Here is a 14,159-nt window from a genome sequence, read left to right as displayed (position 1 = left end):
TGACCATGACTGACCGTCCCTTGAGGCTGTGGCCCCTGACGTCGCGCGCCGCGCTGCTCGCCGGTCTCGTGCTTGTCCATGGGCCGGCCTTCGCGGAGCGCCGCGGGGCGCATCACCCGACGCGCCGCGTCGTGCGGGTCCGGCCGGTGCCGGCCGTCCCGCCGCCGGTGCTGATACGGGACTACCTACCGCGCAACCCCAACGTCCCGATGTACAACGAGCCGCCCCGCCGCGAGCCCGTCTGGTAAGGGCCGCGGGCCGCGCTCAGTTCTCCAGCTCGCTGTCCCAGTACAGGTAATCGAGCCAGGTGTGATGATACTGGCGGTGGTCGAACTCGGGCTGCCGGTGGTGCAGCTCGTAGCGCGTCGGCCGCCGGGGTTCGGTCATCAGCGGCATGTCCGCCTCGGCCGGCGTGCGGTTGGCCTTCCGCAGGTTGCAGGGCGAGCAGGCCGCCACGACGTTCTCCCAGCTCGACAGCCCGCCCCGGGAGCGCGGCACCACGTGGTCGAAGGTCAGGCCCCCCGAGGGCAGCCGCAGGCCGCAATACTGGCAGCTGAACCCGTCGCGCAGGTAGATGTTGTAGCGGGTGAAGGCCGGGCTGCGGGCCAGCGCCACGTAGTTCTTCAGCGCCACCACGCTCGGGACCCGCAGGGAGCGCGAGGGCGACCGTGCCTCGACGTCGTAGCTCGCCACCAGGGTGACGCGGTCGAGGAACAGGGCCGTGAAGGCGTCCTTCCACGACCAGAGGGAGAGCGGATTGTACGAGAGCGGCCGATAATCCGCGTTGAGGACGAGGGTTTGGAGATCCATCATCGGCGCGACTCTTCGGACTAGCTCTGGCGCGGAGAACGCGCGGGACCAGGCCGCCGCCCCGCCGGCCCGTCCGAACCGGCCCGCGGCCGATGCAGGACGAGCCGGCGCGCGGAGCGACGGCTTGACGGGAGAGGCGGAGGGAACAACAGGGCGGCGGGCCGGCGCGCGGGGGCGCCGGTCGATGCGGTAGCATCCGGAACGCGGCCGGGCCGGGCCGGCATCGCCACCGGCCGCGCCCTTTCGCGTAGCGACGAAAAGGCCCTGTCCATCAGGTGTTCATCTAATCCCAGCGTGACACCCTTGTGAAGCTTTTCCGGATGGGCCGCGGGGACGCACCCACAGCGGCCGTCCGGCGCCGGATCCGGCCCCGGGGTGGGCAGGGGCACGCTTTCGCCCTATTGCTCGCCCAGAGCGCCCGGCCGCCAGGAGGCCCGCCCGGTCCCCGATCGCCGCCGATTCGCCGATGCCGGACCCCGGCCGGCCGCCGTGCGCCCGACGAGAGGTTGCTCATGCATCATATCCCAGCGCGGATCCTGAAGCCGGAGGGCGCGTCGCGCCTGTCCCGCCTGCTCGTTCTGTTCGCCGCGCTGGTGTTCGCAACCCCGGCGGCCCTGACCCTGCCGGCCTTCGCCCAGGATCCGGCGCCCGCCGCCAAGCCCGCGGATCACAAGCCCGCGGATCACAAGCCCGCGCCCGAGACCAAGCCCGCGGACGGCAAGGCGCCGGACACGAAGGCGCCGGACACGAAGGCGCCCGACGCGCAGGCGACCGGCGCGAAGCCGTCCGACGCGAAGCCCGCAGCCCCGCCGGCCGCCAAGGCCGAGGTCCCCGAGCAGTTCAAGAAGGTCCGGGCCAAGCTCGACGCCGCCAAGGCCGAGCTCGACGCCCGCGAGAAGCAGCTCGGGCATACGGACCTGACGGTGGCCGACCTCACGGCCATCCGCGACAGCGCCGTCACGGTCACCGACGAGATCCGCACCCTGGTCACCCGGCTCGACGCGCCGCTGGAGGCCGCGCGCGAGCGCCTCGCCCAGCTCGGTCCGAAGCCGAAGGACACCCAGGAGAGCGCCGATGTCGCCGCCGAGCGCGGCGAGCGCGAGGCCGCCGTCACCCGCATCGACGAGACCCAGCGCCTCGCCCGCGCCCTGGTGGTGCAGGGCGATCAGATCGTCGACCGGGTCTCGAACCGCCGCCGCGAATCCTTCACCCGCGACCTGCTCCAGCGCTCCCAGCCCCTGGTCGGCCCCGGCCTCTGGACCAAGGTGATGGGCGACGTGCCCCGGGACACGCGCGCCCTGCAGAGCGCCGTGTCGGATATCGGGCTGCTGTTCTCGCGCAACGGCAGCCTCACCAACCTGCTGTTCCTGGGGCTCGCCTTCGGGATCTCGGTGGCGCTGTATTTCGGCCGGCGCAACATCGCCCCCAAGGGCGCCCGCCGGGACGCCGCCCGGACCGATCCGTCGCGGCGCGCCGTGATGCTCGCCGCCTGGCGGGTGATCCTGCTCGGCACGGTGCCGGCGGTGGCCGGGTCCTACGCGGTCTACTACGCGCTGGACGCCACCAACCTGCTGCCGTCCCGGCTCCTGCCGGTGGCCGCCGCGATCCTCGGGGGGCTCGCCTTCATCGCCTTCGTGGAGGCCCTCTGCGACGGGCTGCTCAGCCCCGAGAAGCCGGCGTGGCGGCCGGCCCCGGTGAGCGACGCGGCGGCCACGCGCCTGACCCGGCTCGCGGTCGGCATCGCCACGGTGATCACCGTGGTGAAGTCCGTGGAGGCCCTGAATTCCGGGATCTCGGCGGCCCTGCCGATCTCCATCGCCACGCGGGGCATCGGGGCGGTCGCCACGGCCCTGATCCTGGCCGTCGGCCTCCACCGCTTCGCCGATACCGAGCAGGAGGAGGAAGCCTGCTTCGGCCCCTACGTGCCGACCAAGACCACCACGGGCATCGGCGGGCCGGCGCGGCTGCTCGGCTGGGCCGCGGTGGCGCTGATCGGGCTCGGCGCGCTGGTCGGCTACGTCGCCTTCGCGGCGTTCCTGATCGACCAGCTGATCTGGGACGCCAGCGTCCTGGTCCTGCTTTACCTGCTGGTCCAGAGCGTCGACATCTTCGTCGGCCGCGCGCTCAGCGACGAGACCCGGCTCGCCACCACGCTCCAGGCCAATACGGGCCTGCGCAAGCGCTCGCTGAACCAGATCTCTGTCCTGGCGACCGGCGCCGCCCGGCTCGTCCTGTTCCTCGCGGCCGCGATCCTCGTGCTGGCGCCCTGGGGCCTGGATTCCACCGACATCGTCTCCTCGGTCCGGCAGGCCTTCTTCGGCTTCAAGGTCGGCGACGTCACGATCTCGCTCTCCAGCATCGCCTTCGGGATCGGCATCCTGGTGGTCGGCGTGTTCATCACCCGCGGCGTGCAGCGCTGGCTGGAGAACACCTACCTGCCGGCCACGGACCTCGATGCGGGCCTGCGCAACTCGATCACCACGGTGGCGGGCTATTGCGGCTTCCTGATCGCGCTGGCGCTCGCCTTCTCGTATCTGGGCCTGAGCCTGGAGAAGCTCACCATCGTGGCCGGCGCCCTGTCGGTGGGTATCGGTTTCGGCCTGCAGTCGATCGTCAACAACTTCGTCTCCGGGCTGCTGCTCCTGTGGGAGCGCCCGATCCGGGTCGGCGACCAGGTGGTGATCGGCGATCAGGAGGGCATCGTGAAGCGGATCTCGGTCCGCTCCACCGAGATCCAGACCTTCGACCGCTCGGCCGTGATCGTGCCGAACTCGAACCTGATCTCCGGGGTGGTGAAGAACCGGGTGCGGGGCGACCGGACGGGTCGCGTCAGCATCACGGTCAGCGTCCTGCGCAACCAGGACCCGGTCCGTGCGGCCGAGATGATCGCGGCCTGCGCGCAGGGCCATTCCGACGTCCTGAAGGAGCCCGCGCCCCGGGTGGTGTTCAAGAAGATCGGCGATCCCTTCCTGGAATTCGAGCTGCTCGTCTGGATCGTGGACGTGAGCCTCGGCCAGAAGGTGGTGACCGACCTGAACTTCTCCGTGTTCTCGACCCTCTCGGAGGCGGGCTTCATCCCGCCGCTCGGGCCCGGCTCCAGCATCGTCACCGTGCAGGGCCTCGACACGATGCAGAGCGCCATGGGCGAGATCGCCAGCCGCTTCATCCAGCCGACGGATGTCCCGGAGGGGGGCGACTCGGCCCGGGTTCCGCGCGACCGCAGCCTGCGGAGCGCAGGCGGCTGACTAGCCGCTCCCGACGGCGATGCGGACGGCGTTCCCGCCCGCATCCTTGGCGGCGTAGAGCGCCGCATCCGCCCGCTCGAACAGCCGGGTCCGGCTGCCGCCCGTCGCGATGCCGGTCTTGACCTCCAGGGCGATGCCCACGGAGGCGCCGATCCGCACCATCTGTCCGCGATACGGAATCGGCCGGCTCAGGGCGGCGACGATGCGCCGGCCGCACTCCGCCAGCGCGCGGAGATCCACGGGCGCCCGCAGGAGCACGGCGAATTCGTCGCCGCCGATGCGCGCCACGAGGGCCGCGTCCCGGCAGATGGCGGCGAGCCGCGCGGCGGAGCGCCGGATGCACTGGTCACCGGCGATATGGCCATGGAGGTCGTTGACCGGCTTGAACCCGTCGAGGTCGATGAGGATCAGGGCACCGAGGGGATCCGGTCCGGCGCCGGACGATCCGGCGTCGAACTGCGCCTCGAAGGCGTGGCGGTTCGCCAGTCCGGTGAGAGGGTCGCGGTCGGCGCGCCGGCTCAGCTCGGCCAACCGGGCGATCTCCTCGGTGACGTCCTGCTTGGTTCCGAAGAGCCGGGCTGGCCGTCCGCCCTCGGTCTCGACCGCCGCGCGGATCCGGATCCAACGCGGCCGGCCGCAGGCGGTGCGGATCTCGGCATCGAGCCGGAAGCTTGCGTGCCCGGCGATGGCCCGGCGGCGGATCGACTCCAGCAGCCGCCGCGAGGCCGGCTCGTAGAATTCCAGGATCCGCGGGCGGTGCAGCGCCGCGCCCCGGGGGATGCCGAACAGATCGTGGACTCCCCCGGACCAATCGAGGGCGCCGTCATCCAGGCGGCACGACCACAGCCAAGTCCCGGCGGCGGCCAGGGAACGCTCCTGACGCGCCAGCAGGCCGGCCTGCGCACGGATGATCGCCTGCTGCAACGCGAGCGTCGCCGCGGCGTCGGGATCGGTGGCCGATTCGGCCTGGGCCGACGGGCCGGCAGGCCCATCGACGGCGCGATCGCGGGGCGTCTCCAGCATGGTCAGGGAACGCTCGGTCGTGAGGTCGGTGCACGTTTAGACGACAGGTCTTTGAGGAAGCCCTAATCGTCCGATGCGCGACGGCCCGGCAGCGCCTATATGCCCCGCCGGGGCGGCTCGACCGTCGCAGGGATGGGTAAGTCGTGACGAGACGCGATCGGGACGGTCGGCATGCGGGGCGCGGGCTCGGCCGGATCACGGGCAGGATGCTGGGTCGCGCGACGGGCTCGGCGGCGCTGACCGCGGCAGCCCTGCTCGGCGGCTGCGCCACCCAGGCGCCGAGCACCGCGGCGTTGCCGAGCATCTACCTGCCCCTCGCCAGCAACAGCGCGCAGATCGACGTCGCGGCGGCCCGCGACATGATCTCGTCCTACCGCCGCAACCGCGGCGCGCCGCCCCTGACGGTCGATCCCGAATTGCAGCGCCTGGCCGAGGCCGAGGCGGCCGCGATGGCCCTGGCCGACCGGCCGAGCCGGGCGCAGACCGTCAAGGCCGCCGTGGAACGGCTCGGCTACGCCAACGTGAACGCCAACCTCTCGGCCGGCTACCACACCCTGGCCGAAGCCTTCTCCGGCTGGCGCGAGAGTCCGCCCCACGACGCCACCATGCTGGCGCCCGAAGCGACCCGGATGGGAATCGCCACCGCCTACGCCCCGGGCTCGAAGTACAAGGTCTACTGGGCGCTGCTCACCGCCCGATAGAAGCGGTTGACCGGCGGGCCCGGCGCCGCGGCGTCCTCACGGCAATCCCTTCACGTTCGGGACCGGCGGGGCCTCCTTGAGCAGCGTCACCGTCACGCGCCGGTTGGCGGGCATGTAGGGGTTGTCGGGGAACATCGGCTCGGTGTCGGCCTTGCCGGCGACCATGGCGAACCGGTCGTCCGGAACGCCGGCGCCGGCCAGGATCTCCCGGACGCTGACCGCGCGGCCCGCCGACAAGTCCCACGGGGGCGCGGCGGGACGCCGGCCGGGGCGGTCCGTGGCGGTGTGGCCCGTGACGGCGATCCGGTTCGGCATCTGGCGCAGGGCCGGGCCGAGCTTCTCCAGCAGGCGCCGGGTGCGGTCGTTGGGCCGGGTCGAGCCTTCCGGGAACATCGAGCGCCCGTCCTGGTCGACGATCGACACGTCGAGCCCCTGCTCGGTCCGGGCGATCACGACGTTCTTCGACACTTCGGCGAAGTCCGGCAGGCTCTGCAGGGCCTGCCGCAGGGAGGCGGCCGCGAGGCCGAAATTCTCCGGCTCGCCGGTGTCGGTCAGGCCGAATTCGCTGCTCTTGTCGAGCCGTGGCGGCGTGGTCCGGTCGGTGGCCTGCTTGGGAGGGATGTCGCGCAGGTGCTTCACGTGGTCGGCGGCCGGCAGGCCGTCGGTCTCGATGATGCCGGCGAACTTGGACTCCGTGTTCACGCCGAAGGCGTCGCGCATGGAGCCCGCCACCATCTGCATCTTCTTCTGGTCCTGCGTCGAATACGCGGCGATCATCACGAAGAAGCTCATCAGCAGCGCCATCAGGTCGGCGAAGGTGACGAACCAGCCGTGGCCGCCATGCGCGCCGCCGCGCTTCTTCCTGGCCATGTCATGCCATCCGCGGGCGCTCCGCCGGGGCGGTCCGGGCGGTCACGCGGCCGCCTCCTCGAACGACCCGCGGTGGTGGTGCGGCAGGTAGGCGACGAGCATCTCGCGGACGAGGGTCGGGCTCCTCTGGTCGCGGATCATCAGGATGCCGTCGATGATGAGCGAGCGGGAGACGTCCTCCTCTTCCAGCTTCACGTGCAGCTTGTCGGCGATCGGCAGGGCCACGAGGTTGGCGATGAGCGCGCCGTAGAGCGTGGCCAGAAGCGCGGTCGCCATGGCGGGGCCGAGCTTCGAGGGATCGGACATGTTGGCGAACATCGTCACCATGCCGAGGATCGTGCCGATCATGCCCCAGGCCGGGGCGCAGTCGCCGAAGGCGCGGTAGATCTTCGAGCCTTCGTCGAGGTGCATGAGGAAGTTGTCGCGGTCGCGCTCCATCGTGTCGCGGATGAACTCGCGGTCGTAGCCGTCGGCGACGTAGCGGGCCCCCTGCGCCAGGAAGGGGTCGGAGATCTCTACGTTCTCCAGGGCCATGGGCCCGCTCTTGCGGACCACCTCGGCGATCGTGGTGATCTCCTCGATGAGGTCGTGCGGCCTCACCGCGCGCATGGTGAAGGCGTAGCGCAGGCCCATCGGCAGGCCGTGGGCGATGGTGGCGAAGGGGAAGCGGATGATCGTCGCCATGACCGATCCGCCGAAGATGACGATGACCGCATGCTTGTCGAAATAGGCGGCGAAGTTGCCGCCATCGATCATGATCAGCGTGAACACCACGCCGACGCCGCCCAGCAGTCCGACACCGGTTGCGAGATCCATGGGACGATGACCCGACGGGCTTTCCGGACAGAGCTGCACCGCGCTCGCATCCGCGACGCAGGCGGCCCGTGCCGAGCCTAGGACATCGGGCTGAACGGACCGTAAAGGCGACTGTTTCGAACCTGTATCAGTCCGTCATCGCCCGTTCAGGCGAGCGCTGGCATACCCGTTTCCCAAGAGGGGTTTGACCCGGATTCGGCGCTGAAGCCGGCCGTGCGAACCCGTCAGAGACGGCGTGAGACCCGGGTCACACGGGCCGCGCCAGGGGTGGCGGAGCGGTACGATGGTTCGTCTGTACGGGCGGGTCCTGGGTTTCCTGAAGGCGGAGCGTCGGCTGGCCATAGGCTTGGCCGCAACCAACGTCGTCCTGGCGATCGCGGCCTTCGCCGAGCCCCTGCTGATGGGGCGGATCATCGACCAGCTGACCCATCTCAAGCGCGGCGGCGACGCCATGGGCACCATGCTGCCGCTGCTCGCCGCCTGGGTGGCGTTCGGCTTCTTCACCATCGCGGCGGGCGTGTTCATCGCGCTCCACGCCGACCGGCTCGCCCACCGCAACCGGCTGTCGTCGATGGCGAGCTACTTCGAGCACGTCCTCGACCTGCCGCTCGCCTTCCACTCGGCCAACCATTCCGGCCGGGTGCTCAAGGCGATGCTGGAGGGCACCAACGGCATGGCGTGGCTGTGGCTCGGCTTCTTCCGCGACCACCTCGTCGCCCTGGTCTCGCTCGGCGTGCTCCTGCCGATGACCCTCCTGATCAACTGGCAGCTCGGCTCGATCCTGGTGGTGCTGGTGCTGGCGTTCACGGCGCTCACCACCTTCGTGATGCGCCGGACCGAGGCGCTCCAGGGGCAGGTCGAGGAATTCAATTCGGGGCTGGCCGCCCACGCGTCCGACGCGCTCGGCAACGTCGCGGTGATCCAGTCCTTCACCCGCGCCAAGGCCGAGAAGGACGCGATGCGCGGCATCATCACCAACCTGCTCGCCGCGCAGATCCCGGTCCTGTCCTGGTGGGCGCTCGCCAACGTGGCGACCCGCGCCTCGGCGACCATCACCATGACGGCGATCTTCGTCACCGGCATCTGGCTCTATCAGGCCGGCACCACCACGGTGGGCGAGGTCGTGGCCTTCATGAGCCTCGCCACCGCCTTCGTGGCGCGCCTCGACCACGTGGTCGGCTTCGTCAACGGCCTGTTCCAGCAGGCGCCCAAGATCGCCGAGTTCTTCGAGATCTACGACACCGTCCCGGCGGTGGCCGACCGGCCGCAGGCCCGGCAGGTGGCGCGCTTTGCCGGCGAGGTCACCTTCGAGGACGTCGCCTTCTCGTACGATGGCCGGCGTCAGGCGCTCGACGGCGTCTCGTTCTCGGCGAAGCCCGGCGAGACGATCGCGCTGGTGGGCACCACCGGATCGGGCAAGTCGACGACGCTCGGCCTCCTGCACCGCAGCTTCGACCCGGCCGCCGGCGCGATCCGCATCGACGGGATGGACATCCGCGACGTCGGCCTGTCGTCCCTCCGCCACAACATCGGCGTGGTGTTCCAGGAGCCGATGCTGTTCGCCCGCTCGATCCGCGAGAACCTGCAGGTCGGCTGCCCCGACGCCACGGATGACGAGATGCTCGATGCCCTGGAGCGCGCCCAGGCCAGCGCCTTCATGGCGCGCCAGCCCGCCGGGCTCGACACGGTGATCGGCGAGCGCGGCCGGTCGCTCTCGGGGGGCGAGCGCCAGCGGCTCTCGATTGCCCGGGCGCTCCTGAAGAACCCGCCGATCCTGATCCTCGACGAGGCGACCTCGGCGCTGGACGCGGCCACCGAGCGCAAGCTCCAGGGCGCGCTGGAGACCGTGATGGAGGGCCGCACCACCTTCGTGATCGCCCACCGCCTCGCGACGATCCGCGACGCCGACCGCATCCTGGTGTTCCACGAGGGCCGGATCGTCGAGGCCGGCACCTTCGACCAGTTGGTGGGGCAGAATGGGCGCTTCGCCGAGCTCGCCCGGGCCCAGTTCATGGCGGCGGAGGCGGAGGACGACGAGGGGCTGGCGCTGGCCGCGTGAGGCTGCCCGGGCGCCGCTGCGCGCACGCCGTCCGCCTCCCCGTGCGGGGAGGGGACGCCCTCACGCCCACCCGATCCGCGCGAAGAACCCCGCGATCTCCGCGGCGGCCCGGTCGGGATCCTCCCGGTGGGGGAAGTGCCCCACCCCCGGGAACAGCGCCAGATCGAGATCCGAGAAGGTCTCGCCCAGGCGGTCGGTCCAGGCGAAGGGAAAGATCGGGTCGTGCTCGGCCCAGCGCACGCAGGTCGGCACGCCGATCGGCGGCAGGGCCGGGGCCTCGCCCTTGAGCATCGCGATCCGCCCGGCATGGGCGGCCCGGTAATGCGCGAAGCCGCCCGCGAGGTTTCCGGGCTTCAGGAAATTGTCCACGAAGGCGTCCAGCACCGGGTCGAACGCGTCCGTCCGGTGCGACCAGTGGCGCAGGAAGTGGCCGATATAGGCGGCGCAGCTCTCCCGGCTGGCGCCCACCAGCGTCACCGCCAGGTCCATCTGGTTGAAGGACTGGTACCAGATCTCGGTGAGGCGGTCCGGCGCCCCGAGCCGGGGGCCGATCCCCGGATAGACGAAGTCGAACAGGAACAGGCCGGCGCACCGCTCCGGGTGAGACCGGGCGAGGGCCTGGATCACCGCTCCGCCGACATCGTGGCCGACGATGCCGGCGCGGTCGATCCCGAGGGCGTCGAGGAGCGCCACCATGTCGGCGGCCTGCTCCGGCGGGCCGAAGGCGCCCGCGGGCTTGTCGCTGTCGCCGAAGCCGCGCAGATCCGGGGCGATCAGGGTGTGGCGGGCGGCCAGGCGCGCCATCACGGGTTCCCAGGTCAGCCAGAATTCCGGCCAGCCGTGGAGCAGCAGCAGCGGCGTGCCCGTGCCGCAGCGCGCCACATGCAGATCGGCGCCGTTCGCGCGGATCGTCAGGTGCTCGATCCGGTCCATCGTCCCTCCCTCTCGGCCCGGCGGGCCAGCATCTTCGCCTGCAGGCGGCTGCGGCGGGCGGCGATCACCGTGCCGTTGATCTCGCCGCCGAACAGGAACATGGCGGCGAGCCAGTAGAGGAACACCAGGAACACCATCGCGGTGGCCAGACCCCCATAGGTCGACGCGTAGGCGTTGGAGAACCGGTCGAGGTAGTAGCCGAAGCCGAGGCCGGCGAAGAACCACAGGACCAGCGTCACCCCGATCCCCGGCAGCACCGACAGGATCGAGCGCCGTCCGGCCGCCACGAACTTGTGGGCGATGACCAGGACGACGGTCAGCAGCAGGGCCGTCACGGCGATCCGCCCGATCGCCACGGTGAGGCTCAGGGGCTCCAGCCCCGGCGCCACCAGGACGACGTTGCGCCAGATCAGCGGCCCCAGCACCACGAGCAGCGCGAAGGCCAGCATCGCGAACGCCCCGCAGATCACGTAGCCGATCGATTCGAGGCGGGTCAGCCACCAGGGCCGGCTCTCGCGCAGCCCGTAGGCCCGGTTCAGCCCGACCCGCAGGCTCTCGACCCCCGAGGAGGAGAAGTACAGGGCGAACAGCGCGCCGAGCGTCAGCACGCCGCTGCGCTGCTCGGTGAGCACCCGGTGGACCTCGCCGACGATCGGCTTGGCGATCTCCCGGGGCCAGGCGTCGAAGATCAGCACCCCGGCCTCGTCGGCGAGCGACTGCGTGCCGAACAGGCCGGCCAGCGCCGCCAGCAGGATCAGGAACGGGAACAGCGAGGTCAGGCTCGAGAGCGCGATGTGGCTCGCGATCGCCCAGCCGTCATGGGAGACGAAGCGCTGCGCGGCGACGCCCATGATCTGCAATCCGCTGCGGAGAGGTTTCACGGGTGTCCAACGATCCTCGATCTCGTGATCCTCCCCGGGGAGAGGCCCGCCGATGAACGGTGCCGGCACCCGCGCGTCAACGCCGCCGGCCGGATCCGGTCCCGATCGCCGCCCGGTGACGCGTCCGCGCCACGCCGGCCCCCGGTGGCGGCCGCGCTCCGGCGGGCGGACGCGATCACCGTTGCGCCCGGCGCGCCGGCATGCTCCGTCCGGCGGACATGCCTATGCTCTCACGCCCGTCGCCGCTCGCGGCCGGCGCCCTTCCGGCGCTGTTCATCCCGATCTGGGCCACGGGTTTCATCTCCGCCCGGGCGGTGGTGCCGCACGTGGATCCGCTGGCCTTCACGGCAATCCGCTTCACGGCCGTCGCCCTGGTGCTGGCGCTGATCGCCACGGCCTCCCGGGTGCGCTGGCCCGGGGACCGGGCGGGCTGGCGCGACCCCGTCATCGCGGGCTTCCTGATGCAGGGGGTCTACCTGTCGGGGGTCTTCTGGGCGGTGAGCCACGGGCTGCCGGCCGGCATCGCCGCCCTCGTCGGCAGCCTCCAGCCGCTGCTCACCGCACTCCTGGCGCAGCCGCTGCTGGGCGAGCGCGTCAGCGGGCGGCGGGCCCTGGGCATCCTGATGGGCTTCGTCGGCACGGGCCTCGTGCTCGCCCCGAAGCTCGGGGCCACGGACCCGTCCGGGATCCCGCCGCTGGCGCTCGCCGTCAGCCTCCTGGCGGTGCTGGCGCTGACCCTCGGCACGCTCTGGCAGAAGCGCACCGGCGGCCGGGTCGATCTGCTGGCCGGCGCGACCCTCCAGTTCGTCGGCGGCATGGCCTGCGCCATCCCGCTGGCGCTGGCCTTCGGCAGCACCGCGTTCGACCCCGCCCCCGCCCTGTGGCTCGGCCTCGGCTGGGCGGTCCTGGTCAACTCGGTCGCGGGGATCCTGCTGCTGCTGGTGCTGATCCGGCGGGGGGCGGTGGCGGGCGTCGCCGCCCTGTTCTTCCTGGTGCCCCCGGTCGCGGCCGTGCTCGGCTACCTGCTGTTCGGCGAGGTGCTGACCCCGCTGCAAGGCGCCGGCATGGCGCTCGCCGCCCTCGGCGTGGCGGTGGCGAGCCGGGGCTGAGGCGCCGGGCCTGCGACGGAAGGCGCGGAAACCCTTCGGGGCTTCGCGGTTTGGTGCGCACGGGCCGGCACCGGGCGAGGCGAGGATGGACCAAGAACACCTGGATTCGGGCAAGCCCCGCGAGATCCGCCTCGCCCTCGACGCGATCCCGCTCGGCGGCAAGGCCGAGGGCAAGGCGGGCGACGACGCGGTGCTGTTCGTGCGCGACGCCGACGGCGTGCGCGCCTTCCAGGCCAAGTGCCCGCATCTCGGGGCGCCGCTCGCCAAGGGCGAGATCTGCGGCGGCCGGCTCTACTGCCCCTGGCACAAGGCGGCCTTCGCCCTCGCCGACGGCAGCCTGGAGGAGCCGCCGGCGCTGGACGCGCTCACCCGCTATCCCGTCCGGATCGAGGGCGGCGAGGCGGTGGCGACGCTGACCCCCGAGCCCGCTCCGGCCCGGCACGCCCGGACGCCCCTCGGACAGGTCCTGATCGTCGGCACCGGGGCGGCGGCCGCCGCCTGCGTCACCACGCTCCGGCGCGAGGGTTTTGCGGGCGCGATCACGATGGTCGGCCGCGAGGGGCGCCCGCCCTACGACCGGACCAAGCTGTCCAAACAGTTCCTGGCCAAGCCCACCCCGGCGGAGAAGACCCTGCTGGAGCCGGATTTCTCCGCCGCCCACCAGGTCGAGCGGATCGAGGCCGAGGCGGTCCGGATCGATCCGGACCGCCTCAGCGTCACCCTGGCGGACGGCCGGGTGCTCACCGGCGACGCGCTGCTGATCGCCACCGGCAGCCGTGCGGTGGTGCCGGACTTCGACGGCCGCGATCTCGACGGCGTGATGACGCTCCGCAGCCTCGACGATGCGGTGCGGCTCAGCGCCGCGGCGGCGCAGGCCAAGCGCGTGGTGGTGATCGGCGCGGGTTTCATCGGCCTGGAGGCCGCGGCCTTCCTGACCAAGCGCGGCCTGTCGGTGACGGTGCTGGCGCGGGAGGAGATCCCCTTCGCCAAGCGCTTCGGCGAGGCCGTGGGCGCGGCGCTGAAACGCTACCATGCCGGCAACGGCGTGACCTTCGTGACCGGCAAGGTCGCGCGGATCGCCGGCACCGGCTCCGTCGAGGCCGTCGAGACCGCGGACGGCACGCGGTTGCCGGCCGATCTCGTGCTGATCGGCGCCGGCGCCGCGCCGGAGACCGGGATCGTCGCCGGGGTGGAGCCGAACGAGACCGGCGGCCTCCCGGTCGGCGCCGATCTGAAGCTTGCCGACAACGTCTGGATCGCCGGCGACATCGCGGCCTTCCCGGAGCGCGGCAGCGGCGTCACCGCCCGGATCGAGCACTGGCGTCTGGCGCAGCAGCACGGCACCCACGTCGCCCGGGCGATGCTGGGCGCCAGCGGCGCCTTCGCGGGCGCGCCGTTCTTCTGGAGCAACCAGGGCGACAAGCGCCTGGATTACGGCGGCTACGCGCCGGATTTCGATCGGATCATCCTCCAGGGCGATCCGGCGGCGCTGGACTTCATCGCCTATTATGTCCGCCAAGACCGGGCCGTGGCCGCCTGCAGCATCGGCCGCAACCCGGCCTTCACGGCGTTCCTGCACCTGCTGGGCGAGGGACGCGTGCCCAGCCCGGAGGCGATCGAGTCGGGTGCGGATCTCACCGCGCTGGTTTGACCCGCTCCGTCATCGCTATGCTCCGCTCGCGACGACGGGCGTCCGGGCCGATGGAACCAGT

Annotated in this window: 12 protein-coding genes; 6 read left to right on the top strand and 6 right to left on the bottom strand. The window is 71.8% G+C overall.

From position 1 onward, the window contains the following. The first annotated feature begins 5 nt into the window (after nt 1-5). Nucleotides 6-248: a hypothetical protein gene (locus ABC766_RS17315; RefSeq protein WP_043759621.1), complete on the top strand. Its 243-nt coding sequence runs from the start codon at nt 6-8 to the stop codon at nt 246-248. Between the two features lie 16 nt (nt 249-264). Here ABC766_RS17315 and ABC766_RS17310 read toward each other — a convergent pair whose 3' ends face one another. Then, a complete protein-coding gene (locus tag ABC766_RS17310) occupies nt 265-813 on the bottom strand; it encodes an HNH endonuclease (RefSeq protein ID WP_043346385.1) in 549 nt (182 codons plus the stop codon). Between the two features lie 509 nt (nt 814-1,322). Between ABC766_RS17310 and ABC766_RS17305 the strand changes: the two genes are divergently transcribed. Then, nucleotides 1,323-4,055, top strand: a complete 2,733-nt coding sequence (locus ABC766_RS17305) for a DUF3772 domain-containing protein (protein ID WP_345819119.1) — start codon at nt 1,323-1,325, stop codon at nt 4,053-4,055. Here ABC766_RS17305 and ABC766_RS17300 read toward each other — a convergent pair whose 3' ends face one another. After that, nucleotides 4,056-5,078 carry a diguanylate cyclase domain-containing protein gene (locus tag ABC766_RS17300; RefSeq protein ID WP_043759623.1) on the bottom strand — a complete coding sequence of 341 codons (1,023 nt, stop codon included), beginning with the start codon at nt 5,076-5,078 and terminating at the stop codon, nt 4,056-4,058. Nucleotides 5,079-5,284: 206 nt separating this feature from the next. Here ABC766_RS17300 and ABC766_RS17295 point away from each other — a divergent pair, with 206 nt between their 5' ends. Beyond that, entirely contained in the window at nt 5,285-5,779 is a 495-nt protein-coding gene (locus ABC766_RS17295; RefSeq protein WP_043384797.1) for a CAP domain-containing protein, read from the top strand. A gap of 36 nt (nt 5,780-5,815) precedes the next feature. Here ABC766_RS17295 and ABC766_RS17290 read toward each other — a convergent pair whose 3' ends face one another. Next, entirely contained in the window at nt 5,816-6,649 is an 834-nt protein-coding gene (locus tag ABC766_RS17290) for a flagellar motor protein MotB (protein ID WP_345819117.1), read from the bottom strand. A 42-nt stretch (nt 6,650-6,691) separates the two neighbouring features. Further along, nucleotides 6,692-7,465, bottom strand: a complete 774-nt coding sequence (locus tag ABC766_RS17285) for a motility protein A (protein WP_043384792.1) — start codon at nt 7,463-7,465, stop codon at nt 6,692-6,694. 283 nt (nt 7,466-7,748) lie between these two features. On the opposite strand from ABC766_RS17285, the gene ABC766_RS17280 reads away from it, so the two are divergent. Then, nucleotides 7,749-9,524, top strand: a complete 1,776-nt coding sequence (locus ABC766_RS17280; protein WP_053611311.1) for a glucan ABC transporter ATP-binding protein/ permease — start codon at nt 7,749-7,751, stop codon at nt 9,522-9,524. Between the two features lie 60 nt (nt 9,525-9,584). Here ABC766_RS17280 and ABC766_RS17275 read toward each other — a convergent pair whose 3' ends face one another. After that, the gene (locus ABC766_RS17275; protein WP_043759626.1) at nt 9,585-10,457 is read right to left on the bottom strand and encodes an alpha/beta fold hydrolase; all 873 of its coding nucleotides are present in this window, start codon (nt 10,455-10,457) and stop codon (nt 9,585-9,587) included. Beyond that, the gene (locus ABC766_RS17270) at nt 10,436-11,308 is read right to left on the bottom strand and encodes a YihY/virulence factor BrkB family protein (RefSeq protein WP_043384854.1); all 873 of its coding nucleotides are present in this window, start codon (nt 11,306-11,308) and stop codon (nt 10,436-10,438) included. Before ABC766_RS17270 ends, ABC766_RS17275 begins: the two co-directional genes overlap by 22 nt. A 254-nt stretch (nt 11,309-11,562) precedes the next feature. Between ABC766_RS17270 and ABC766_RS17265 the strand changes: the two genes are divergently transcribed. Then, nucleotides 11,563-12,447: a DMT family transporter gene (locus tag ABC766_RS17265; protein WP_425287623.1), complete on the top strand. Its 885-nt coding sequence runs from the start codon at nt 11,563-11,565 to the stop codon at nt 12,445-12,447. 85 nt (nt 12,448-12,532) lie between these two features. Then, on the top strand, nt 12,533-14,098 hold the full coding sequence (locus ABC766_RS17260) for an FAD-dependent oxidoreductase (protein WP_345819116.1): 1,566 nt from the start codon (nt 12,533-12,535) through the stop codon (nt 14,096-14,098). The last annotated feature ends 61 nt before the right edge of the window (nt 14,099-14,159 follow it).

The sequence above is a fragment of the Methylobacterium fujisawaense genome (assembly GCF_039619325.1).
In the GTDB taxonomy this organism is placed as follows: Bacteria; Pseudomonadota; Alphaproteobacteria; order Rhizobiales; family Beijerinckiaceae; genus Methylobacterium; species Methylobacterium fujisawaense.
The sequence above is the reverse complement of the archived record's forward strand: the minus strand, read 5'-3'. Positions and strand labels throughout refer to the sequence as shown.

What these genes read in the sequence shown, in the direction of transcription:
- ABC766_RS17260 (WP_345819116.1), top strand. Translation starts at nt 12,533, where the DNA reads ATGGACCAAGAACACCTGGATTCGGGCAAGCCCCGCGAGATCCGCCTC.
- ABC766_RS17305 (WP_345819119.1), top strand. Translation starts at nt 1,323, where the DNA reads ATGCATCATATCCCAGCGCGGATCCTGAAGCCGGAGGGCGCGTCGCGC.
- ABC766_RS17265 (WP_425287623.1), top strand. Translation starts at nt 11,563, where the DNA reads ATGCTCTCACGCCCGTCGCCGCTCGCGGCCGGCGCCCTTCCGGCGCTG.
- ABC766_RS17295 (WP_043384797.1), top strand. Translation starts at nt 5,285, where the DNA reads ATGCTGGGTCGCGCGACGGGCTCGGCGGCGCTGACCGCGGCAGCCCTG.
- ABC766_RS17315 (WP_043759621.1), top strand. Translation starts at nt 6, where the DNA reads ATGACTGACCGTCCCTTGAGGCTGTGGCCCCTGACGTCGCGCGCCGCG.
- ABC766_RS17270 (WP_043384854.1), bottom strand. Translation starts at nt 11,308, where the DNA reads ATGGGCGTCGCCGCGCAGCGCTTCGTCTCCCATGACGGCTGGGCGATC.
- ABC766_RS17280 (WP_053611311.1), top strand. Translation starts at nt 7,749, where the DNA reads ATGGTTCGTCTGTACGGGCGGGTCCTGGGTTTCCTGAAGGCGGAGCGT.
- ABC766_RS17310 (WP_043346385.1), bottom strand. Translation starts at nt 813, where the DNA reads ATGATGGATCTCCAAACCCTCGTCCTCAACGCGGATTATCGGCCGCTC.
- ABC766_RS17275 (WP_043759626.1), bottom strand. Translation starts at nt 10,457, where the DNA reads ATGGACCGGATCGAGCACCTGACGATCCGCGCGAACGGCGCCGATCTG.
- ABC766_RS17300 (WP_043759623.1), bottom strand. Translation starts at nt 5,078, where the DNA reads ATGCTGGAGACGCCCCGCGATCGCGCCGTCGATGGGCCTGCCGGCCCG.
- ABC766_RS17285 (WP_043384792.1), bottom strand. Translation starts at nt 7,465, where the DNA reads ATGGATCTCGCAACCGGTGTCGGACTGCTGGGCGGCGTCGGCGTGGTG.
- ABC766_RS17290 (WP_345819117.1), bottom strand. Translation starts at nt 6,649, where the DNA reads ATGGCCAGGAAGAAGCGCGGCGGCGCGCATGGCGGCCACGGCTGGTTC.